A 20,450-nucleotide genomic window follows, 5' to 3' on the forward strand; every position below is an offset into this window, starting at 1 on the left:
CAGGGGGCGGTCGCGCCGCGACCGAGGTCAAGGGAGCGCGCTGGGTGAACGTGGTGCTCGGCAACGTCAAACGAGCGATCAGCGGTTGCTACCACGCCATGCGCCAGGCCAAGTACGCGCGGCGCTATCTGGCCGAAGCCGCCTACCGCTTCAACCGCCGTTTCCGACTTGCCGAGCTGCTGCCGCGACTGGCGCGCGCCATGACCCTGTGCAAGCCTTGGCCAGAGACGAAATTGCGCGCCGTCGACAATTTTCATGGCTGAGCGTCGTCGCTAATCAGGTACGGAGATGAACAGAACTAGAGTCATGCCGAGGTTCTTTCCAACAAGGCGTGATCGGTGACGGCGAGTAGCCAGTCGTACAGCGTGCGCTGCGCCGGCATGATGTTGGGCAATGACGCCAGTGCCTGGATGAGCACAGGCAAATCCGCTGCGCTGTCGGCATCCGTGAGCATGGGCAAAGTGGCAAGATGACCGTACGCCGCCAAGGCGCTGCGCAACTGCATGGCGGTATCGGGTTGTGAATAGCGCACACCGAGCCAGACGGCACTTGGAATGGGCACCCGACCGCCGAACAACCAGAAGCCGCCATCGCTGGCTTCGCCGAGCACGAAAGGCTTGTCCGTGTCGTGCAGCGCTGCCAATGCGGCCAGCAGCATGGCTGGCGTCAGCTGAGGGGCATCGGCGCCGATCAGCAACACCCGGCCATGACGTGCCTGCAGTGCGGCGTAGATGCGAGCCAGCCGTTCACCAAGATCGCCTTCACCCTGCTCCAGCTGCGCAAAGTCATGCCATGCGGCCGAGGCCACCGGGCCGGCCTCGGCAATCGCCCAATACGGTGTGAGTGGCGGCTGGCAGCTTTGCGCCACGGCGGCCGTGGCTGCGGCGGCAAGCCGATAAAAGCGGGTGGCGTCATCCGTACCCAGCGTAACCGCCAGCCGTGTCTTCACCGGCGACAACCCCGGCGTCTTGACGAAGATGGCCAGTGCCGCCGTCATGTCCTTGCCCCGTGCGTCGCGCGCCATGCCGGCCATGCTTGCGCCACGGTCAACCACCAATGCCTGAGTGTGGTGGTTAGCCAACCGTGCTGCGCATATTTGCGCGCACTGGTTTCCAGCGACGCAGGGAGGCAGCGAAGTGGCAGTCCGGCATGGCGCGCGGCCCATACCAGCAGGTGATCTTCGCCGTAACGTGCCTGTTCATCAAAGCCGTGCAAGGTCTCGAAACAGTGCCTGGGCAACACAAACCCCTGATCACCAAACGGTAGCCCCAGCCAGCGGGCGCGCAAATTGGCGCCTGCTGCGTTCAGCGCGGTCCAGCGAGGTCCATCGCGGCGAAACGCGAGCTTGAACCATCCCAGCGCATCGCCCCCTTCCGCCAGAAACCGTTGCAGTTCACGCAGGCTGTCTTCCCGCAGACGCGAATCGGCATGCAGGAACCACAGCCAGTGGCCAGTGGCGAGCCGGGCACCGAGGTTCTGTTGCCGGGCACGCCCCGGCTTACAGTGGCACTCCCGATAGCGCAGGTGCATCGGCCACGCTGCCGGGGCCGGCCACGATTCATCATCGGCACGCACCACAATCACTTCGCTGTCCACCGGCAGCGAGGTCAGCTGTTGCAGCAACCCATGCCATTCGGTTTCCCCGGGTGCCAACGGCACGATAACCGACAGAGAGCGCATCGACGCGTGCGGGGCAGCGGGATGACAACTGTCCATGAGCATCTCAGCAGCAGCTTGCCGATGTGGTCGTCGCCGCTGCGGCCGGGGCGCAATCGAACAGGCCAAAGTGCCGCTGCCTGTCGCCGTGGAAAAGGAAATGCGCCGCGTAACGACTGCCGGCCAGCATGTCGGCACTGTTGCCGCAGACCCGCAACGGCTTGCCGTTCTCGAAAAGGTGATGGTCGTCCAGCACGAACCGGTGCGGATGCGCCGGTATTGTGCCGAGGTAGGTCGCAGACTGGCCGTAGTCCTCGCAGCGATCCTCCAGCGGCAGCTTGAAAGCGCGCCAGGTGATCGACTCGAAATGGGCAAAACCGATCTTTTGCTCGATCGCCTCGTCGGTCAGTGCGATCGGGCCGCGCGCGCACACCCGTGCGTCGGCCACGCCGAGTTCGCCCAGCAGGCGGCGAAAATCCTCCACGTACAGCGCGCCGGCCAGGCATTCACCGAGCAATACCGGATCGGCCAGCAGCTCGCGCGGCAGCCGGCGGTCGCTGTAGACGTCGGAGAAATACAGCTCGCCGCCGGGTTTGAGCACACGCAGGATCTCGGCAAATGCGCGGCGCTTGTCCGGCACCAGGTTCAGCACGCAATTGGATACCACCACATCGACCGACGCATCAGCAACGCCGATTGCCGCGAGGTCGGCCAGATCGCCCAGATGAAACGTGACATTGGAACGGGCATGTCCAAAGGCCTGTGCGTGAAAGTCGCGATGCCGCTCGGCGACGGCCAGCTGCTGCGCCGTCATGTCGACGCCGATGACATGACCCCGCTCGCCGACAAGCTTCGACATCAGGTAGGCATCGCGGCCACTGCCGCAGCCCAGATCCAGCACCGTCATGCCGTCCAGCGCCGGCGGCAGNGGCGAGCCGCAACCGTAGAAACGGTCGCGCACTTCCGGGTGCAACTGGGCCAGGATCGCGCGCAGGTGTACGGGTATCGCATCGATGCTGCAGCACGCCGTGGTGCGCAAGTCGTTGCTGGACTGCAGGGTTTCGCCGTAATAGCTGCGCACCGCCGATTGCTGTTCTTCGGCAGCGCCGCCGATTTCGTGTTCCAGGTCCATGTTCATGTCAACGATCCTCCACAGGAGCTGCCCGCACCGGCGGTGCAGCCATAACAATGATTGGCGAAAGCGATCGGCTCGCGTTCCATGTCCGCCAGCCCCGCGATGTCCCAGATGCTGCGCCGCCGGCCACCCTGCGGCAGGTCCAGCGCCTGGTTGAAATCGCAGTCGTACAGCAGGCCGTCCCAGCTCACCGACAGCAGGTTGCGGCACATCACGCCCAGCGCGGCCTGGGGGTTGAACGCATCGAGCAGGGTATGCATGTAGGTTTCGTAACGGCCCTCGCGTTCCAGCAGATGCAGGAAACGCTTGATCGGCATATTGGTGATGGTGAACAGGCGGTTGAACACGATGCCGAAGTGCTCGGCCAGCTCGCGCCGGTAGGTCGTCTCCAGCGCCGCTTGCGCCGGGGGCAAGCTGGCGCCCAACGGGTTGTAGACCAGACCCAGTTCCAGCCCGGAGCCGGCGTGGCCGTAGCCGAGCGCATTGAGCTGACGCAGGGCGCGCAGGCTGGGATCGAACACATGCTGGCCGCGCTGCCTTTCAACGTTGGCCTTGCTGTAGCACGGCAGCGAAGCGACCACCTTGACGCCCTGCGCGGCCAGGAATTCCGCGGTGTCCTCCTGTCCCGGGCGAAACAGCACGGTCAGGTTGCAACGGTCGATCACGGTCCTGCCCAGCGCGCGCGCCTCGCGCACCAGGGTGCGGAAATGCGGGTTGAGCTCGGGTGCGCCGCCAGTCAGATCCAGCGTGTGCACCGCGGGCGCATGAGCCAGCAGTTCGAGGATGCGATCAACGGTTGCTGCCTGCATGATTTCAGTGCGTTTTGGGCCTGCCTCGACGTGGCAGTGCTGACAGGCCAGGTCGCACAGCTTGCCGACGTTGACCTGCAGGATTTCCAGCGGCAGGCGCGGCAACACCAGCCCATGCTCCCGCAGGGTGCGGGAAAACGACGGCAGTGACAAAGAAAGAACAGCGTTCACGTTAGATATGCCTCACTGGTTATGCCTGGGCCAATCGCCAACGATCCGGGTCGATGGTGTCCTGCACGAGTCCCGTCGACGACGCCACAAGACGCAGGAGCAACGATGTCGCCGCGCTCGGTGGCCTCGGCTCACTCACCACCACTACGCCAGGCAGCATCGGAACGGCGAACATGTGGAGGTGGACCCTTCGATACATCACTGCAGGCTCACTTCAGCCGCCAGGCGTGATAGCGCGCCAGCCAGCCCAGTACCCGCTCGGGTGCATGCGCCTTCTTCCAGTTGCCGGCGACGTACTTGTTCGCCTCCGCCCAGGTCGGATAGGCGTGGATGGTGCCCAGAATCTTGTTCAGGCCGAGCCCGTGGCGCATGGCCAGCACGAACTCGGCCAGCATCTCGCCGGCATGCTGGCCGACGATGGTCGCGCCGAGGATGCGGTCCTTGCCTGGCAGGGTCAGGATTTTCACGAAACCCTGCGCCTGATCCTCGGTAATGGCGCGATCCAGCTCGTCCAGTTCGTAGCGGGTGACTTCGTAAGCGATCGCCTGTTCCCGCGCCTCGCGCTCGTTGATGCCGACGCGCGCCACCTCGGGATCGACGAAGGTGACGGCCGGAATGACCGAGTAGTCGGCGCGGAAGCGGCGAAACTGGCCAAATAGCGCGTTGACGGTGGCATACCAGGCCTGATGTGCGGCGGTGTGCGTGAACTGGTACGGGCCGGCGACATCGCCGCAGGCATGGATGTTGGGATACAGCGTGGCCAGATACGCGTCGGTCGGCACCGTGGGCGCGGCAGCGATGCCCAGTGCCTCCAGGCCGAGGCCAGCCGTGCGTGGCTTGCGACCCACCGCCACCAGCAACGTGTCGAAATACAGTTGTACGCGCTGGCCTCCGGCCTCACACACCAGCACATGCCCCTCGTCGAGGGGCTCGACGGCTACCGCCTTGTGGCCGATGCGCACGTCCACCCCATCGGCGTTCAGTCGGGCCTGCACGAAGGCGGAGACTTCGTCGTCTTCGCGCAGCAGCAGACGGTCGAAGGCCTCGACCTGGATCACGGCCGAACCCAGCCGCGCAAAGGCCTGTGCCAGCTCGCAACCGATGGGCCCGCCACCGAGTACCAGCAGATGCCGGGGCAGTTCACGCAACTGCCACAGCGTCTCCGAGGTCAGGTAGCCCGAAGCGGCCAGGCCTGGAATCGGAGGCACCAGCGGCTCGGCACCGGAAGCGATCACGATGGCGCGCGTGCTGATCGGCTCGCCGTCGATTTCCACCACCCAGGGCGACACGATGCGCGCGTGGCCGCGCCGCACGTCGACACCCAGTGCACGGTACCGCTCGATCGAATCGTGCGGCGCCACCGTGGCCACCGCCTTCCGCACGCGCTCCATGACCGCCCGGAAATCGATCCGCACCTGGCCCGTCTCCACACCGGCCCGCGCGGCATCACGTGCCTGCGCCGCCATCCGGGCGGCATGGATCAGCGCTTTGGACGGCACGCAGCCGGTGTTGAGGCAATCGCCCCCCATCGCCTGCTTTTCGACCAGCGTGACCTTCGCGCGTACCGTCGCGGCAACGTAAGCACTGACCAGCCCCGCCGAACCCGCGCCGATCACTACCAGGTTGCGGTCGAATCGCTTCGGTTTCGGCCAGCGCCCATAGGCCAGGCGGGCTTTCATGCGGGCGACGATCCATCGTGACAGCAGCGGAAATACACCAAGCAGCGCAAGCGATCCGAGCATCCGGGGCGACAGGACACCCGACATGGATTGCAGCGCGGCCAACTGCGTACCCGCATTGACGAAGACCACCGTCGCCGCCAGCATGCCGACCTGGCTGACCAGGTAGAACGTGCGCGTTGGCAGCATGGTCAGCCCCATCAGCAGGTTGACCGCGAAGAAGGGAATCGCCGGAACCAGCCGCAGCGTGAACAGGTACAACCCGCCTTCGCGCCGGATGCCTTCGTTGATCGCGTGCAGGCGTTTGCCGAAGTGCCGCTGCACGGCGTCGCGGAACACGAGGCGGCTGGCCAGGAACGCCAGTGTCGCTCCGATGCTGGAGGCAAAAGATACGAGCAACGTGCCCTCCAGCAGCCCAAACAAGGCGCCGCCCGCGAGCGTCAGCAACGTCGCGGCGGGGAGCGAAAAGGCCGCAAACGCCACGTACACAAGAAAGAAGGCCGCCGCGAGGGATACCGGATGGGCCTGGCGATAGCCATCCAGCGCGTGCTGCCGGACCTTCAACGCCTCCAGACTGAACTGATGCTGCAGGCCCAGCACGAAGAACGCGGCCACCACGCCAAGCAGCCCGACGAAAATCAGTGACCGGATGAGCGTGGTCTTGTTCTTCATGCGTCGAATGACCGAGGGAAACCGAATGGCGTCAACACGACCGACCGACGCTCATGGAGCTCTCCGCCATGCGCTGGGGCCGACGCAGGGCAACTCAATCCTTCAGATACTCCTGGACCATCTGGCGACCGCGGTGAATGCGGCTCTTCACTGCCTGGCGCGTCAGCAGCAGCCGGTCGGCGATCTCGCTAATCGAAAATTCCTCGAAATCGCGCAGGATGATCGCCTCGCGATACTTGTCCGGCAACGACTGGATGGCGGCCGCCAGATCGCGGCGCAGATCGAAGCGGTCGGTGTAAGTGAAAATGGGGTGATCCGACTCCGGCAGTTCGACCTGCCCGCGCATCGAACGCAGCAACCGCTGGCATTCCCGTCGTACGATCGAAAACGTCCACGCCGGGAACGCAGCGATCGTGCGCAACGCGCCAATGCGTCGGTAGATCAACAGCAGTGATTCCTGCACCGCATCGTCCGGATCCACGCTGCTCGCGCATTGCGACTGGGCGATACGGCGCAGGCCGGGACGGCACAAAGTCAACAGCTTCTCCACGGCAGCGAGGTCGCCCTGACGTGCGGATTCCAGCAGTATGGGGTCATGTTGCATGGGGCACCTCGCGATGGCAGCTCGATGATGTGGTGCAGGAATGGTCCTACCACATTCACCCTATTAGAGGGAACCAATACCCGAAAGGATTCAAAATCGGCGTCGAGCCGCCACGCCGCGGTGAAACACATCCGGGCCTGGCCTAAAGGGCCGGGCGGCGACCGATGGGCCAGAACCTCACCAGCCACCGGTCGAACGACAGGGTACCCGGCCCCCATGCCACGAGGGCCAGCAGCATCAGGGCCCATATCTTGTGGTCGTTGAAATCGCTACCCATCAGCCCGGTCCAGAAACCGTGCGGCCACAGATCGGGATAGGAAGTCACCGCCATGATGTTGTAGATGAACAAGAACGCGGCGGTGAGTCGCCCGCCCAGCCCCAACAGGAGGAACCAGGGCAGGATCAACTCGATCCAGGTGCCGAGGAATGCTGCAGCGTCGCCGGACAGCAGCGGCACGTGATACTCGTTGTTGAACAGGTAGGACGTGCCGGAGGGATCTTCGAACTTCACCACACCGGCCCGCCAGAACGCCAACGCCACCCAGACCCGGAACAACAGCAGGGCCAGCGGCCCCAGCCCCGAAAACACGTGGACGAGTCGCCCATAGTGATCCCCTGTCCAGGCAAGAAACTTGTTCATGTCCCGCTCTCCTCGTCGATAAATGCCACGATCAACCCCTGCGCAAGCAGATCCCGCAGGCAGGGTTCCAGGTCGAAGTCGTCGTCCACCCCGGATGCCACCCGACAAGCCGACGCCATATCACGCCCATCGGCCAACGCCTCGATGCAGCGGAAGGTGGCCGGATCGACGGTCGTCATCGCCACGTCGCCGCCGTCGCGCCACAGCAGCACATGTTCGCCGTTGCCCTCGAGTTTCAGTGCTGGTCCATCCGGCATCCGGCACCAGTGCCAGATCGTCAATACGGCGTGATCGCTGCGCAGCCTCTGCAGGCTCGGATGCAGGCGGACGCGCAGCCGGTCCGGCGCCACCGCGGCCGCGTCGGCACTCATGGCAGCACTGACGGGCACGGCATCGGGTGCCAGGGCAGCGACCTGGCGCAACCAGTCCAGGCGCGCCACATCCGCCAGATAGCCCAGCGCCCGCACCTCCGGCATGGTGGCGATGAACCCGGCCAGCGAACCGCCGAACTGCTGCAGGTTGCCGCAGGTCGAAGGGTGCTGCAGTCGATAGCGCTCTGCCATGGCCTCGAAAAACGCCTCGCCGACCAGGGCCAGCACGGTGGGATAACTGTCGCGCAAGGCCGCCGTCAGGGTTCCGGCCACCGCGTGCCGGTAGATACGCAATCGCGCCGAAGGCTCGAGTCCGCCACCATCGACCCACGCTGCCGCAGCGTCGCCTCGCCCCAGCAGGGCGTCGACGAAACCTCGCTGCAGCTCATGCAATCGCGGTGCGGCAGGCATGCAGCCTCTCCTCGGCCCGGCCGGCTTCGGCCAGCAGAACTTCCAGCTCGGGAATGTCCTGATCCCATTCGATCAACGTAGGCTGCGCACCGCACAGCTCCAGCGCCTCGCCGTAAAGGGCCCAGACTTCGTCGGCCACCGGCCGGCTATGGCTGTCGATCAGCAAAGGAACGGGCAGATGTCCCTTCCGGATGAAACCGGCCAGGTGCATTTCGCGCACTGATGCATGCGGCATCGCACGCAGGTAGTCGTGCGGGTCGAACCCGTGGTTGATACTGTTGACGTAGATGTTGTTCACGTCCAGCAGCAGCCCGCAACCGCTGCGACGAACCAATTCCGCCACAAACGCGGACTCCGGCATGTCCGCGTCGCGAAAGCCCAGATAGCTCGACACGTTCTCTACCAGGAACTCGCGCCCCAGCGCCTCCTGCACCTGCGACACCCGCGAAACCATCAGCGCCAGCGCTTCCTCGGTGAAGGGCAATGGCAGCAATTCGTTCATGTGCGCGCCGCCGAACGCCCCCCAGCAAATATGGTCGGAAACCAGCGCCGGTTCGTAGCGATCAACCAGTCTGCGCAAGGTGGCGAGATGCGCCTGGTCGAGGGCATCGGCCGAGCCCAATGACAAGCCGACGCCGTGCAGGCTCAGCGGATAGTCGGCACGAATGCGCTCCAACGCGGCGTGCATGGCGCCACCTGCGCCGAAATAGTTCTCGCTGTGCACCTCGAACCAGGGTACGGGCGGCCGCTCGGCCAGCACGCGTTCAATGTGCGGGGCGCGCAACCCGATCCCGGCAGCCGCCGGGACCGGTCGCTGCACGAAGGGCAGCACAGGGTTCATCGCGTTGCTCAGCCCTTGTCGGCCGGACTGGTCGAGCCGCCGTCGATCTTCTCGCACAGACCGGCCGGCACCGCGACGAACGCGTTCGGGTCGCGCGCCTTGCTGTCCTGGCCGGCGCAGGAATGCCCCGGCGACTTGCAGTCGTTCTTGTGGGCCGCATTGATGCCGTAGCACTTGGTCATGCCCATGTCGCCGGCTTTCGCGCCGCCGGCACCGGCAGGTGCCGGCGCAGCAGTGGCCATCGCGGCGACGCCGAGCGTCAGGGCGCCGACCAGGGCCGTTTTCAGCAGGTTCTGGCTGTTCATGATGCGCATCTCCGTAGAGTGAACCGGATCTTTCCGGCAACCCATAGAGCACCTGATCAGGCGAAAGGATTCATTCGCCCGGAACCCGGTTCGCCGTGCACTCGCGAATCGGATGCATCGGTTCGAATGCCGCGCACTTTGCGGGAGCCGCAAGTCGACCCATGGGGGCCCATCGCGACGGTCCCCGCGGACGCCGCAAACGATCGAAGCGATTCCGCCGCCCGCGGCGACCCGCCCCTCGTCGCCTCGGTCCGACGGCGCTACGCGTTGAGCTTCGCGTCAAGCGCGATGGCCTGGTGAGAGAGGATTTCCAGCCGGGTATCCTCGAGTACCGCGCGCCCTTTCCAGGCGGACAGCATCGTGTCACGCGCGCCGAGGAGCATGCGGATCTCGTCCATGCAGAGCGCGACGACGCACTCCAGCACGGTGTCGATCGCATCATGGCCGGTGCGCAGGTGCATGTCGGCGAGGATCCGCGCGGTGCCGGAGGCGCTGAGCATCAGGTCGCCGGTGACCCAGCTATTGACCGTGAACAGGCTGACCGGAAGCCCCTTGGCATCCATCCCGACGGCCAGCAGGTGCCGCGTGGCGACCTGCCTGCCGGGGTTGCCTGTCAAGGCCGCAAAGGCCCGCTCCGCCTTTGACTGCATGCGCCGGGACCAGAGTGGGCGGCGGGCAAAAAGGTGGAAATGGCCGTGCTCGGCAGCCTCCGGCCGATCCTCCGGCGAATGCGAGTGGTAGAACCACTGGTAGCCGCCGTCCGGGTCGATCGAATCGTCCTCGGGATAATGCTGCCACTGGCGAGGCACCTGGCCCCCGAGCAGATCGTGCAGCAGGTGTTCGCCGCGAGTCGCGAGTACCGCGTACGTGTCGAGCAAGCGCCGGCCGGCGAGCCCTGTCCGGCGCGCGGCCGGGTTCGGCGATCGCCGGCCAGGCGCGGAGGCCATCAGTGCTGGGCCGCACACTTCGGTGCACATTTCGGTGCACATTTCGGTGCACACTTTTGGGCACCGCACTTCGCGTGCATGGAGGCATGCTTCTTCAAGGCGTGGTGCTTGTTCGGAGCACACTTGCCTGCGCACTTCGCGCCGCACGCGGCCATGCCAGACGCGGGATGGCAGGTTTCCTGGGCGCCGCCCATGCTGGTCGCCGCAACAGGAAGGGCGACGATGGCGGCGGTCAAGGCGGCCAGCGAAGCCAGCTTCAAGGAATTTTTCATAGGAATCTCCAGGTTGAGGTATCGGAACAAGGCAGAGACTTTTGGGTCTCGAAGGAGAGAGGCGGCCTTGCGACGAAAAGATTCAAACCTCGAACGAACGTCAATGCTCGTCGCGCCGCATATCCCGCAGGAACGACTGGAACTCCGGTGACTCTCCGAGCAACTGCCCCGCCAGGGCGCGCAGGGCATCAACCTGGGTGGAGCGCAGATGAAAGGCAGTCGGCATCGCATTGAAGCGCTGCCGCTCGGCGGGGTCGGCGATCTGGTTGAACGTCAGTACGGCGAAATCGACCTTGACCCCGGGTTCGCCCGGTGGGCGCGTGGCACTGACGTGCCGGGCCCACATCAGGAAGCCATTCTTGGCGAGGGAGACGGTTTCGGTGTTGAGAATGCCCAGTGACGCATCGAATGAGGCACGCATCGTATTGATCAGACCCGGTGCGCGACCCTCCACTGACCACGCATAGGGCGCGTAGACCTGCGCGTTGGCGACGATGACCAGGACGTGTCGCACGCGGCGAAGTTGTTCCGGCGTGAACGCACCCGCCATGTTCGGCACATCACCATATTGCGCGACAGGGCTCATCATCGAACCACGCACGCCGAGGTTGTCGGTCACGCCGCCATCGGCGAGGCGCAGGATCGGCATCTGCTGCGGATCGCCGTAGCGCAAAAGCGCGCGGGCTACGGCATAGCGACGGTCCAGCATGTCGTCATGCGCCAGTGACTGGGTCACCCACGACTGGTGGCGTTGCGGGCAATCGGGGTAATTGCGCAGGGCGATCGGCGCAAACAGCCCCGGTACGGCGGCCGACGCCATCACCGCGTTGGCCACCGGATAGGTGGACAGATCCGAGCACAGGAAATCGAACTGCTGCTGGATGAAGGAAAACGTCGTGGCGTTGTTCAGGTCGCTCGCGTTGAGGATGATCATCGGCAATCCGGCCGGCGACATATCGGCGAAGGTCTTCCCTTCGAGCAAAGTGCGATCGAGGTAGGCGGCCACCAGGTCGCTGCGACTGTAATGGCGACCGGCGATCGATAGCAGGTGATCGGGGCGCCACAGCAGGCCCAGCAGCTCGCCCTGCCAGTCGCGGTACAGAAACCGGAACCGGAAGTCGCGGAAGATGCGGTCGCCGAACAGTCCGTAGTAAGCCGCCGTATAGCTCCCGCCGGAAACCGACGTGATCACGTCCACCAGATTCAGCAGGGGCGTCCGCTGCCCTCCTGCCATCACCTCGGTATCGCGCAATTTTTCCAGCACGCCATAGCTGAAGGCGGCCGCACGGGTACCGCCGCCGGAAAAGGCGAGTACGACGAAGGTATCGCGGATGGCGTGCGGAAAGCGCGTCCCGAACTCGTAGCGATCCTCCACTCCGACCGGCTTGATCCGGGTATTCCACGTGCGCGTCGCGCAACCCGTCGGCCCGGCCAGGAGCAAGCCGAGCAACAAGAGTCTGGACAGGCCGCGCAACAAGTCATGCGTCGCGTCCCTCGTGGCAGGCCCTTCACCTGAATCCGCCATGATGCCCCCTTGCGCATGTCCCCTTTCAGGACTGCACCTTGACCCCTCGCCAGAACGCGACGTGACCGCGGATTTCGGCAGCCGCCGGTTTCGGGGCCGGGTAGTACCAGGCCGCGTCGGAGTTGATGTCACCCTCGACGATGACATCCAGGTAACTGGCCGTGCCTTTCCAGTGGCACACCGAATGGTGGTCGCTTTCGCGAAAGTTCTCCCGCTTGAGCGATTCGCGCGGGAAGTAGTGGTTGCCCTCGACCACGATCGTATGGGCGCTTTCTGCAATGACGGTGTTTTTCCACACTGCACGCATGACGCTTCTCCTCGTTGACGGCGCACCATTCGGCGCCCACGGTCCACTGCTGGATGGCATATGCACCTTGATCCTTCCCGGCAACGCCAGGCGCACCCGTACTTCCGACGAACGCAACCACCCTCAAAATCAGATCGGAAGATTCCTGCGCCGGCAGCATACCGGCCGGCAGGCGAGTAATCCGAAGGATGGCCCTCGCCACCCGACCGCCAGGCGAAGCCTGCTTCGTAGAGGCAACGGGCAAGCAAAAGGATTCACCACGGCGGACAGATCACGAAGAATCTTCACGTATCGACGCCGCGACGGTTCATGCGTTTCGTCACGGCGTCTTCATGTCCACGCCGACCAGCAGCATCGTCTCGCCGAGATTCGGCTTCCGCGTGCCGCCGTTGGAGACATGCCTTATCAGGATGGCGAAGCCGTGCCGGGACCAGCCCAACGAGCTCACAAATTGCTGAGTGCTGCTCAAGGCTTTCGTCCGTGGCGTCGCTGCCCCCAGCTGAAAGCTGAAAAACATGTGGTGCCAGAGCTCCGGCAGACGAATGCCTGCCGCAGCAACCCAGACACTGCGGTCGAAATCTCCCCCTTGGTACCGGCGGGCCGCCACGTAGGAGAGCCCCATGTCGGGCTGCACTTCGAGGCCTTTCCATGAGCGCGTGGCACCCAGTCCATCGTGCATCGAGCATCCGGCCCTGCCAGCACGATCAGACGACCCACGATGGGCGAGGGCGTGCACGGCGGGTCCGGTAGGCTCGGAATTCACTGCCCGTGAGCACGGGGGATGGCGGTGAACTCCCTCTGCCGCTGTGCAACGCCCTCACCCGCATAGAGCAGGCAAACCGCCCATCGGATTCATTGGCGTCTCACGACGACCGCGAGGCGCCCGGCGAACGCCCGTGGATGCGCTTGAAGGCGCGACTGAACGCGGCCTCCGTCGCATAGCCGGCGATCACCGCCGCCTCGGCCACGCTGACGCCACGCTCGGCCAGCGCCGACTGTGCCTGCTGCATGCGCAGGCCGGTGACGTAGTCCATGGGGGTGACCCCGACCGCCTGGACAAACCGTCGCGCGAACGCGGCCCGCGACAGATGTGCGGTGTCGGCGAGGGCAGCAACCGTCCAGGGGTGCTGCGGATCATGATGCACGGCCAGCAGCGACGCACCCAGGCAAGGATCGGACATCGCGCTCAACAACCCCCGTTCCACGGTGCCCGAGGCCACGCACTGTCGCAGTGCGTACATGAACAGCGCATCGGACAGCTTGTCCATCAGCAGCATGGCGCCGGGGCCGTTCTGCTCGGCCTCGGCGATGATCAACTGCAGCAGCGCCGCCGGCGCTCCGGACGCCATATCCTCCGGCGTCGGGTGGTGTCGAAGCAGCATCTGCGCCGGCAATGAAGCCAGCAACACTTCGGCCAGTGGCGAGTCAAACTCGAAGTAACCGCACAACAGCAGCGTGGCGACGGTGTCGTCAGCGTCACGCGGAGCGATCAGGCAGTGGTCCTGCGGGCGGATGAACAACACCGCGTCGCCGGCCTGCAGCGCCACGTCGGCCGTGCCATCGTCCGTGCGCAGCACACAGGAGCCACCAGCCACCAGATGGAACATCGCCTTGCGCTCGTACTCAGCGTCGAGGGTCCACTGCCCACAATGGGCAGTCCGATGAAACACGCGTGTCTGCAAACGCAGATGGCGCATCAATTCGCTCAGTTCGTCCACGGCAGCTCCAGATCAAGACGCAGGGACAAGCATGCGCGCGCTGCGGGCATGGCTGCCGCCTCGGCCGGTTGTCAAAGTATGCCCGGGGCCGACGCGACATCCGATCGGCCGCACATCCAACCACCAAGGAGTATGACCCATGAGCGAATTCACCTTGCAAACTCCCGACACGGCTCCCGGGGCGGCGCGCGCGCTGCTGCAGGGCGCGCAAAAGCAGATGGGCTTCGTGCCCAACCTGTATGCCAACCTCGCCAATGCGCCAGCGGCGCTGGAGGCCTATTTCGGCCTGTCTTCGCAGTTCGACAAGACGTCATTCAACCCGGTGGAACGCCAGGTGGTGCTGCTGACCGCCAGCGTGGAGAACGGCTGTGAATTCTGCGTCGCCGCCCACTCGATGATCGCGCGCAAGATGGCCAAGGCTCCCGATGACGTCGTCGATGCGTTGCGAAACCGCACCACGGTGCCGGACGCGCGGCTGCAGGCGCTGTCCTCGTTCACCCGCAGCATGGTGAAGGAGCGCGGCTGGGTCGCGGGGGCGCCGCTGGAAGCCTTTCTCAAGGCCGGGTTCACCCATCAGCAGGCGCTCGAAGTCGTGCTGGGCGTCAGCATGAAGACGCTGAGCAACTACGCCAACCACCTGACCGGGACCTTGACCAACAAGGAATTCTCCGGCGAAGCCTGGCATCGCCCAGCGTAAGCGCGGTACCCGAACGACGTTATGTGGACGGGTCGGTCAACCCGATCGCCACCACTCCGATCAGGGCAGTGCCATCCACACGTGCCGCACTGCCCGCCCTTCCTGGGAAGCACGAATGATCAAAGCAAGCGTGATGTACCCGTACGCCCCTGGAGCCAGGTTCGACCATGCGTACTACCGCGAGACACACATGCCCCTCGTGAAGCGCCGCATGGGCGAGAGCTGCAGGTACTACTCGATCGACAAGGGGCTGGCCGGCGGATCGCCCGATACGGCACCGACCTATCTCGGCATGAGCCACATCTTCTGCGACTCGGTGGAGGCGTTCCAGAACGGCTTCGGGCCGCACGCCGCCGAACTCCTGGAAGACCTGCGCAACTTCACCGATATTGCTCCGGTGATCCAGATCAGCGAAGTCCTGGTGGAGCGGGGCTAGGAGGGCCGTTCCACCCGATGGAACCAGGCATGACGCGCAAAAAGCGGCTATTCGAGGTGCCCGGCAACGAAGCCGTGCTCCGCCGCACTCCACCGATACATCCACCTGCCGAGGAGCCATTCCGTGAACTCCACGAATCGTCTGAGCTTGTCGCTGCTTGGGTTGCGGCTGACAGTGTTCCTGGTGATGCTGATGTGGGCCCTGGACAAGTTCATCCGCCCCGAGCACGCCGCCGGTGTATTCGAGCGCTTCTACGCCATGGCGGGACCAGGCGCCTCGGCGTTCACCATCCTGGGTGCGCTTGAACTGTTGCTCCTGCTGGCCTTCGTCATCGGGGTTTTGCGCCGTTTCTCCTATGGCGCCGTAATGCTCTTGCACGCGGGCTCCACGCTGTCGTCGTGGCACCAGTACCTGCATCCCCACGAAGGCGCCAACCTGCTGTTCTTCACGGCGTGGCCCATGCTGGCAGCGTGCGTGGCGCTGTACCTGCTGCGCGACAGCGATGGGTTTACCGTCGACGGTGCCCGCCATGCCCATCCATGACCACGATATTCCTGACGTACAGAGGGTGGACACGGCACCTCCGGCCATCGCGGTCTTCGACGCCTACGGAACCCTGTTCGACGTGCATTCGGCCATGGCCCGCCTGGCCGGGATCGTTGGCCCGGACGCCGAACGCATATCAACGTTGTGGCGACAGAGGCAGCTTGAATACAGCTGGACGCGTAGCCTGATGGGGCGGTACGCCGATTTCTGGCAGGTCACCGAGGAGGCGCTCGACTATGCATTGGCCTCGTTCGGTCGCCGCGACAGCGTGGTTCGGCAAGCTTTGCTCGACGCCTACCGGAAGCTGGATGCTTATCCGGACGTGCGCGAGGCGCTCGGCGCCTGTCGTCGCCTGGGGTTGCCCGTGGCGGTATTTTCCAATGCCACCACGGCCATGCTGAACACGGCGCTGACTGCGGCCGGTCTCGATGATCTGGTCGACATCGTTTACTCGGTGCATGCACTGGAGATGTTCAAGCCCGATGCGCGGGCCTACGCCGCAGCCGCGAAGGCGTTCGGGGCAGTCCCGTCATCCATCGCATTCCATTCGTCCAACGGCTGGGATGCGGCCGGTGCCGCATCGTGCGGATGGCGCGCACTCTGGATCAACCGCGCCGGACTGCCGCGGGAATACCCCTGGATGGATGTGCCGGCGGTGTCCGGCCTTGGTCAGGCATTGGCACGTATCGAGGCCTCGACCGCCGTCGATGCCATCCGCAACACCGGACAAAAGGACGCCTGAATGGGCTGGATCAGCGAAATCCCCGACAGCGAAGCGCAAGGCCCGCTGCGGCAGACCTATGATGCCGTGAAGGCGCGGCGCGGCAAGGTGGCACGTATCCTCGGCGTGCACAGCCTCGACCCGGGTGGGCTGCAGCACCATCTCGATCTCTACATGCACCTGATGTTCTCGGCCGGTCCGTTGAGCCGGCGCGAGCGTGAGGCCATCGCGGTCACGGTTTCGGCCGCCAACGGCTGCGCCTACTGCGTGGCGCACCATCTGGAGGCGCTTCGATGCTACGAGAAGGACGAAGGGATGCTGGCTACGGTGCGCGACGCGCCGGATCGGCTCGCTGCGCCGCGGCTGCGCGCGATGCTGCTTTACGCGCGCAGGCTCACCGTCTCTCCCTCGACGATGGACGAGGAACAGGTAGGCGCGTTGCGCGCCGAAGGTCTGACCGACGCGGAAATACTGCGTATCAACCTGGTCACCGCCTATTTCAATTTCGTCAACCGGATCGCGTTGGGGCTGGGTGTCGAAGCCGACGCGCAAGAGGTTGCAGGTTACGCCAGATGAGAGCATCGCCCGCCGCCGGCGTACGGACCCCTGATGCCCCGCAGGGCGCACCGTTCCCCGATCGGCACGCCCCGCCCCGAGCTGGCGGCTGTGGCCCGGAACACGGAAAATGTTCCGCCAACGACATGTCGATCCGGAGGAATACTGCATGATGTCCGACCGCCTTCCGGTTCCGCCGCCGCCATGGCCGCTCGGCCACGTCGTGCCATCGCGCATCGTTCCGTGCCGGACCGCCGGATGAACAGGATCATGGTCACCCTGCGCCGAACCCGGGCAATCGTGCGGCATCCGCCCCATCTGAAACGAACCTGCATGGTGGCTCTGCTCGTGGGGATCTGGCTGAGCGCTTTCAATGTCGGTGGGCAGCTGCTGGCCGGGCCTTGGGATCTGCCGCTGGCGATCAAGATCGCCATGAATGTATTGACTCCGTTTACCGTGGCCAACCTCGGTCTGGTCTCTCGACAGGTCGGATCAGAATCCGACGATGCCGGGTGACCTCGTCGCGAAAATCGGGATCCACATGCACGGGGCTGGCCGCACGGCACATGCCATCCACCCTGCCCAGCCGGCAGGCGAGACGCCGGGGCCAATCGGGGCGAAACCGATTCGCCGGACCTTCTGATCGGAGCTCCCCACCATGACCCGATTTCTGCTCATCCACGAACCCGCGATCCGGCTCGGCGCCTTTTTCGGCATCTTCGCCGTGATGGCGCTGTGGGAAGCGCTGGCGCCAAGGCGACGCCAAGCCATCGGCCGATGGAAGCGCTGGCCCGGCAATCTGGGCATCGTCGTGCTCGACAGCGTGTTCGTGCGGCTGATTTTCCCCACCGCGGCGGTCGGTGTCGCCTTGTTCGCCGCCGCCCATGGCGGAGGGTTGCTTCAGGCGATCGGAGTATCCGACGGGCTGGCTCTGGTCTCGTCCGTACTGCTGCTGGATCTGGCCGTCTATCTGCAGCACGTGATGTTTCACGCAGTGCCGCTCTTGTGGCGACTGCACCGGGTGCACCACACCGACCTCGAATTCGACCTGACCACCGGCGCACGTTTCCACCCGTTCGAGATCGTGCTTTCCTTGGTCATCAAGCTAGGCGTGATCGCGGCGCTGGGCGCGCCGGCAGTAGCCGTGCTGGCATTTGAAGTGCTGCTCAATGCCACCTCCATGTTCAACCACGGCAACGTTCGCCTGCCGCAGCGGCTGGACGGCGTGCTGCGCTGGCTTCTCGTCACGCCGGACATGCACCGCGTGCACCATTCCTGGCATCCGCACGAGACCAACTCCAACTTCGGCTTCAACCTGCCCTGGTGGGATCGCCTCTTCGGCACCTATTGCGCCCAGCCGCAGGACGGCCAGATCGGCATGACGATAGGCATCAATCAATTCCGCGACCCGTGCGAGTTGCGGTTGGACCGCATGCTTTGGCAGCCATTCCGCGGGCCGGTGCATAGCTATCCGATCAATGCCCGGCCAGAGCGCACCGACGGTATGTATAAGCCGTAGTCGACGTCGGCACGGCGTTCCATACCCGACTCAGCAGATCTGATTGCGTCCGCCAGATACGGGTTCTACCCTGTTGAACCTGTGCGCCGGCAGCGAAGACGGTTGTCCGATTCTCGAATCACTGGACGGTGACCGGCGCTGAGGCTCCTGAGTCACGGCAGCATGGATTCAATATCCGACGCTGCGGTGGGGTAGGCAAAGGTGGCGCGGCGGATCGCGGCGGCGCCGAGTCCGCTGCGCATGGCGAAACCGAACAGGTTGATCACCTCGGCCGCCTCCGGACCGATCAGATGGGCGCCAAGGATACGATCGCTGCCCTCCTCCACCAACACCTTGTAGCCGTAGCATGATTCGTTGACACGGCGTGCAGTGAACCAGCCCGGCACGTTGGCGTGGCTGAGCTTGAAGCGCAGACCCTGCGCCCTGGCTTCGGCTTCGAGCAGACCGACGCGGGCCAGCACCGGCAGGGTGAACACGGCACTGGGAATACCGGTGTAGTCGACCGTGACGTGCTTGTCGTGCAAGAGGTTGTCGACCACCGCGTGGGCCTCCAGTGCGGCCACCGGGGTCAGCGGCAACGGCCCGCCGGACGCATCGCCTGCGGCATAGACCGCAGGATGGGAGGTGCTGCGGAAGGTCTTGTCCAGCGTCAGCCGGCCGTGGTCGTGCGCGATACCGGCCGCATCCAGATCCAGTGCTTCCAGTGCGGGCGCGCGCCCGCCACTGTGGATCACCATGTCGGCGTCCACGACCAAACGCCCGTCCGGGCCTTGCGCCTCGACTTCGAAACCGTCACCGCGCTTGCACAGCGCTTTCACTTCATAGCCGAGATGTACCGCCACGCCGAGCGCGCGGGTGCGTTCGACCAGCAGGCCGACCAGATCCGGATCGAAGCCGGCCAGCGGCTGCGCGCCCCGGTTGAAGATCGAAACTTCGGCGCCGGCGCGCGCGGCGATATGGGCAAACTCGAAACCGATGTAGCCGCCGCCGACCAGCACGATGCGCCTGGGCAGCGATTCAAGATTCAGAAAGTCATCGCTCAAGACCAGGTGCTCGGCGCCCTCGATCGGCAGCCAAACCGGTTCCGCGCCAGCAGCGATGGCGATGTGCTTGGCATGGAGCGTCCGATCGCCCACTGTGATGGTGTTGCGTCCACTGAAACGGGCGCGGCCGTGATACGCATCAATGCCCTGTTTGGCGTAGGCCTGTTCGCGATGACCCGGCACCGGATCGGTGAACGAACGCTTGTGCCGCTGTAGTGCAGCCCAGTCGATGTGCAACTCGCCTTGCACGGTGCCGATGGCGCCCATGCGCGTAAAGCCGTCGATCACTTCGGTGGCGGCGATCAGCATTTTCTTCGGGTCGCAACCGCGCAGCGCGCAAGTACCGCCGAACGGCCGGTGATCGATGATCGCCACCGACCAGCCGGCTTTGCGGCAATTGAAGGCGATGACGTTGGCGGCGGTGCCGCTGCCGATGACGACGAGGTCGTAGTTTTGTTGGCTCACGCAGGACTCCTGGCGGTGAGGGCAGCGGCGGCAAAGCGCATTCAGTGCGCGCAGGTCCTCGCGCGGCGGCCGTTGGCAAAATCCCAAAAACTGGCGGCCACCAACAGCAGCAGGCCCAGCGTCGCCGCCAGCGGGTGGATGTACAGGCCGACCACGGCCAGTACGCCGCCGAATACACCGAGCACGAACGGCTGCCGCCTGGCATGACGGCCGGTGGCCCGCCATAGCAGCCACAGGTTCAGTGCCACGAAGGCTGCCAGCAGCGGGATCAAGATCGCGTCATGGATGAGAAAGCCCAGACCGGCCGCCGACAGCGCGCTGAGCAGCAGCGGCAGGCCCAGGCAGCAGGCCGCCGCCAACAGCGCGCCGAGCAGGCTGCCCAGCTGTTTGAGAAGATCTTTCATG

25 protein-coding genes are annotated in these 20,450 nt (G+C 64.9%); 8 read left to right on the top strand and 17 right to left on the bottom strand.

All coding sequences use genetic code 11. The features are described 5' to 3' along the window. Positions 1-263 (top strand): transposase (locus RHOOR87_RS18910; protein ID WP_043795257.1); only part of this gene is annotated, 263 nt, incomplete at its 5' end. Positions 264-304: 41 nt separating this feature from the next. Here the strand turns inward: RHOOR87_RS18910 and RHOOR87_RS0101740 are convergent. The 15 genes from RHOOR87_RS0101740 to RHOOR87_RS0101805 form a co-directional block, all read right to left on the bottom strand. After that, positions 305-1,024 (bottom strand): TIGR04282 family arsenosugar biosynthesis glycosyltransferase, encoded by a 720-nt coding sequence (locus RHOOR87_RS0101740; RefSeq protein ID WP_043795288.1) that lies wholly within the window; start codon positions 1,022-1,024, stop codon positions 305-307. Next, positions 994-1,680, bottom strand: a complete 687-nt coding sequence (locus tag RHOOR87_RS19690; RefSeq protein ID WP_231381698.1) for a TIGR04283 family arsenosugar biosynthesis glycosyltransferase — start codon at positions 1,678-1,680, stop codon at positions 994-996. Before RHOOR87_RS19690 ends, RHOOR87_RS0101740 begins: the two co-directional genes overlap by 31 nt. Positions 1,681-1,723: 43 nt before the next feature. Beyond that, entirely contained in the window at positions 1,724-2,794 is a 1,071-nt protein-coding gene (locus RHOOR87_RS0101745; RefSeq protein WP_043795258.1) for a methyltransferase domain-containing protein, read from the bottom strand. Beyond that, a complete protein-coding gene (gene arsS, locus RHOOR87_RS0101750) occupies positions 2,791-3,708 on the bottom strand; it encodes an arsenosugar biosynthesis radical SAM (seleno)protein ArsS (protein ID WP_231381699.1) in 918 nt (305 codons plus the stop codon). The genes RHOOR87_RS0101745 and arsS overlap by 4 nt, the downstream gene beginning before the upstream one ends. A 272-nt stretch (positions 3,709-3,980) precedes the next feature. Continuing rightward, a complete protein-coding gene (locus tag RHOOR87_RS0101755; RefSeq protein WP_027484038.1) occupies positions 3,981-6,122 on the bottom strand; it encodes a bifunctional TVP38/TMEM64 family protein/FAD-dependent oxidoreductase in 2,142 nt (713 codons plus the stop codon). Positions 6,123-6,216: 94 nt separating this feature from the next. Continuing rightward, positions 6,217-6,726, bottom strand: coding sequence for an RNA polymerase sigma factor (locus tag RHOOR87_RS0101760; RefSeq protein ID WP_015449107.1), 510 nt, complete (start codon positions 6,724-6,726; stop codon positions 6,217-6,219). A 142-nt stretch (positions 6,727-6,868) separates the two neighbouring features. After that, complete coding sequence (locus tag RHOOR87_RS0101765; protein WP_027484039.1) at positions 6,869-7,366, bottom strand: DoxX family protein; 498 nt, start codon at positions 7,364-7,366, stop codon at positions 6,869-6,871. Further along, complete coding sequence (locus RHOOR87_RS0101770; protein ID WP_027484040.1) at positions 7,363-8,148, bottom strand: putative DNA-binding domain-containing protein; 786 nt, start codon at positions 8,146-8,148, stop codon at positions 7,363-7,365. Before RHOOR87_RS0101770 ends, RHOOR87_RS0101765 begins: the two co-directional genes overlap by 4 nt. After that, a complete protein-coding gene (locus RHOOR87_RS0101775) occupies positions 8,123-8,989 on the bottom strand; it encodes a DUF692 domain-containing protein (protein WP_027484041.1) in 867 nt (288 codons plus the stop codon). The genes RHOOR87_RS0101770 and RHOOR87_RS0101775 overlap by 26 nt, the downstream gene beginning before the upstream one ends. An 8-nt stretch (positions 8,990-8,997) precedes the next feature. After that, positions 8,998-9,294, bottom strand: a complete 297-nt coding sequence (locus RHOOR87_RS0101780; protein ID WP_015449103.1) for a DUF2282 domain-containing protein — start codon at positions 9,292-9,294, stop codon at positions 8,998-9,000. Between the two features lie 260 nt (positions 9,295-9,554). Then, on the bottom strand, positions 9,555-10,271 hold the full coding sequence (locus RHOOR87_RS0101785; protein ID WP_041677124.1) for a hypothetical protein: 717 nt from the start codon (positions 10,269-10,271) through the stop codon (positions 9,555-9,557). 342 nt (positions 10,272-10,613) lie between these two features. Beyond that, positions 10,614-11,987, bottom strand: a complete 1,374-nt coding sequence (locus RHOOR87_RS0101790; RefSeq protein WP_231378385.1) for a patatin-like phospholipase family protein — start codon at positions 11,985-11,987, stop codon at positions 10,614-10,616. A 76-nt stretch (positions 11,988-12,063) separates the two neighbouring features. Next, a complete protein-coding gene (locus tag RHOOR87_RS0101795) occupies positions 12,064-12,345 on the bottom strand; it encodes a DUF427 domain-containing protein (protein ID WP_015449099.1) in 282 nt (93 codons plus the stop codon). Positions 12,346-12,664: 319 nt separating this feature from the next. Beyond that, positions 12,665-13,024, bottom strand: a complete 360-nt coding sequence (locus RHOOR87_RS18915) for an acyloxyacyl hydrolase (protein WP_051357917.1) — start codon at positions 13,022-13,024, stop codon at positions 12,665-12,667. Positions 13,025-13,208: 184 nt separating this feature from the next. Continuing rightward, positions 13,209-14,063: an AraC family transcriptional regulator gene (locus tag RHOOR87_RS0101805; protein WP_027484042.1), complete on the bottom strand. Its 855-nt coding sequence runs from the start codon at positions 14,061-14,063 to the stop codon at positions 13,209-13,211. A 139-nt stretch (positions 14,064-14,202) separates the two neighbouring features. Here RHOOR87_RS0101805 and RHOOR87_RS0101810 point away from each other — a divergent pair, with 139 nt between their 5' ends. The 7 genes from RHOOR87_RS0101810 to RHOOR87_RS0101840 all read left to right on the top strand — a co-directional run bounded on the left by RHOOR87_RS0101810 (position 14,203) and on the right by RHOOR87_RS0101840 (position 18,537). Then, positions 14,203-14,760, top strand: coding sequence for a carboxymuconolactone decarboxylase family protein (locus tag RHOOR87_RS0101810; RefSeq protein WP_015449096.1), 558 nt, complete (start codon positions 14,203-14,205; stop codon positions 14,758-14,760). A 115-nt stretch (positions 14,761-14,875) separates the two neighbouring features. Beyond that, positions 14,876-15,196, top strand: a complete 321-nt coding sequence (locus tag RHOOR87_RS0101815; RefSeq protein WP_007512443.1) for an EthD family reductase — start codon at positions 14,876-14,878, stop codon at positions 15,194-15,196. A gap of 123 nt (positions 15,197-15,319) precedes the next feature. Then, positions 15,320-15,739: a hypothetical protein gene (locus RHOOR87_RS0101820; protein WP_027484043.1), complete on the top strand. Its 420-nt coding sequence runs from the start codon at positions 15,320-15,322 to the stop codon at positions 15,737-15,739. Beyond that, complete coding sequence (locus tag RHOOR87_RS0101825; RefSeq protein ID WP_027484044.1) at positions 15,726-16,484, top strand: haloacid dehalogenase type II; 759 nt, start codon at positions 15,726-15,728, stop codon at positions 16,482-16,484. The genes RHOOR87_RS0101820 and RHOOR87_RS0101825 overlap by 14 nt, the downstream gene beginning before the upstream one ends. Then, positions 16,485-17,039: a peroxidase-related enzyme gene (locus tag RHOOR87_RS0101830; protein WP_027484045.1), complete on the top strand. Its 555-nt coding sequence runs from the start codon at positions 16,485-16,487 to the stop codon at positions 17,037-17,039. It begins immediately after the preceding gene. 237 nt (positions 17,040-17,276) lie between these two features. Next, positions 17,277-17,534 carry a hypothetical protein gene (locus RHOOR87_RS0101835; protein ID WP_027484046.1) on the top strand — a complete coding sequence of 86 codons (258 nt, stop codon included), beginning with the start codon at positions 17,277-17,279 and terminating at the stop codon, positions 17,532-17,534. A gap of 142 nt (positions 17,535-17,676) precedes the next feature. Beyond that, positions 17,677-18,537 carry a sterol desaturase family protein gene (locus RHOOR87_RS0101840; protein ID WP_007512434.1) on the top strand — a complete coding sequence of 287 codons (861 nt, stop codon included), beginning with the start codon at positions 17,677-17,679 and terminating at the stop codon, positions 18,535-18,537. 152 nt (positions 18,538-18,689) lie between these two features. Here RHOOR87_RS0101840 and RHOOR87_RS0101845 read toward each other — a convergent pair whose 3' ends face one another. Continuing rightward, entirely contained in the window at positions 18,690-20,045 is a 1,356-nt protein-coding gene (locus RHOOR87_RS0101845; RefSeq protein ID WP_027484047.1) for an NAD(P)/FAD-dependent oxidoreductase, read from the bottom strand. A 41-nt stretch (positions 20,046-20,086) separates the two neighbouring features. Further along, a complete protein-coding gene (locus RHOOR87_RS0101850) occupies positions 20,087-20,449 on the bottom strand; it encodes a MerC family mercury resistance protein (protein WP_027484048.1) in 363 nt (120 codons plus the stop codon). Between the last annotated feature and the right edge of the window lies 1 nt (position 20,450).

This window comes from Rhodanobacter sp. OR87 (assembly GCF_000473345.1).
In the GTDB taxonomy this organism is placed as follows: domain Bacteria; phylum Pseudomonadota; class Gammaproteobacteria; order Xanthomonadales; family Rhodanobacteraceae; genus Rhodanobacter; species Rhodanobacter denitrificans.

What these genes read in the sequence shown, in the direction of transcription:
- RHOOR87_RS0101740 (WP_043795288.1), bottom strand. Translation starts at nt 1,024, where the DNA reads ATGGCGCGCGACGCACGGGGCAAGGACATGACGGCGGCACTGGCCATC.
- RHOOR87_RS19690 (WP_231381698.1), bottom strand. Translation starts at nt 1,680, where the DNA reads ATGCGCTCTCTGTCGGTTATCGTGCCGTTGGCACCCGGGGAAACCGAA.
- RHOOR87_RS0101755 (WP_027484038.1), bottom strand. Translation starts at nt 6,122, where the DNA reads ATGAAGAACAAGACCACGCTCATCCGGTCACTGATTTTCGTCGGGCTG.
- RHOOR87_RS0101760 (WP_015449107.1), bottom strand. Translation starts at nt 6,726, where the DNA reads ATGCAACATGACCCCATACTGCTGGAATCCGCACGTCAGGGCGACCTC.
- RHOOR87_RS0101765 (WP_027484039.1), bottom strand. Translation starts at nt 7,366, where the DNA reads ATGAACAAGTTTCTTGCCTGGACAGGGGATCACTATGGGCGACTCGTC.
- RHOOR87_RS0101770 (WP_027484040.1), bottom strand. Translation starts at nt 8,148, where the DNA reads ATGCCTGCCGCACCGCGATTGCATGAGCTGCAGCGAGGTTTCGTCGAC.
- RHOOR87_RS0101775 (WP_027484041.1), bottom strand. Translation starts at nt 8,989, where the DNA reads ATGAACCCTGTGCTGCCCTTCGTGCAGCGACCGGTCCCGGCGGCTGCC.
- RHOOR87_RS0101780 (WP_015449103.1), bottom strand. Translation starts at nt 9,294, where the DNA reads ATGAACAGCCAGAACCTGCTGAAAACGGCCCTGGTCGGCGCCCTGACG.
- RHOOR87_RS0101785 (WP_041677124.1), bottom strand. Translation starts at nt 10,271, where the DNA reads ATGTGCACCGAAGTGTGCGGCCCAGCACTGATGGCCTCCGCGCCTGGC.
- RHOOR87_RS0101795 (WP_015449099.1), bottom strand. Translation starts at nt 12,345, where the DNA reads ATGCGTGCAGTGTGGAAAAACACCGTCATTGCAGAAAGCGCCCATACG.
- RHOOR87_RS18915 (WP_051357917.1), bottom strand. Translation starts at nt 13,024, where the DNA reads ATGCACGATGGACTGGGTGCCACGCGCTCATGGAAAGGCCTCGAAGTG.
- RHOOR87_RS0101810 (WP_015449096.1), top strand. Translation starts at nt 14,203, where the DNA reads ATGAGCGAATTCACCTTGCAAACTCCCGACACGGCTCCCGGGGCGGCG.
- RHOOR87_RS0101815 (WP_007512443.1), top strand. Translation starts at nt 14,876, where the DNA reads ATGATCAAAGCAAGCGTGATGTACCCGTACGCCCCTGGAGCCAGGTTC.
- RHOOR87_RS0101825 (WP_027484044.1), top strand. Translation starts at nt 15,726, where the DNA reads ATGCCCATCCATGACCACGATATTCCTGACGTACAGAGGGTGGACACG.
- RHOOR87_RS0101830 (WP_027484045.1), top strand. Translation starts at nt 16,485, where the DNA reads ATGGGCTGGATCAGCGAAATCCCCGACAGCGAAGCGCAAGGCCCGCTG.
- RHOOR87_RS0101835 (WP_027484046.1), top strand. Translation starts at nt 17,277, where the DNA reads ATGAACAGGATCATGGTCACCCTGCGCCGAACCCGGGCAATCGTGCGG.
- RHOOR87_RS0101840 (WP_007512434.1), top strand. Translation starts at nt 17,677, where the DNA reads ATGACCCGATTTCTGCTCATCCACGAACCCGCGATCCGGCTCGGCGCC.
- RHOOR87_RS0101850 (WP_027484048.1), bottom strand. Translation starts at nt 20,449, where the DNA reads ATGAAAGATCTTCTCAAACAGCTGGGCAGCCTGCTCGGCGCGCTGTTG.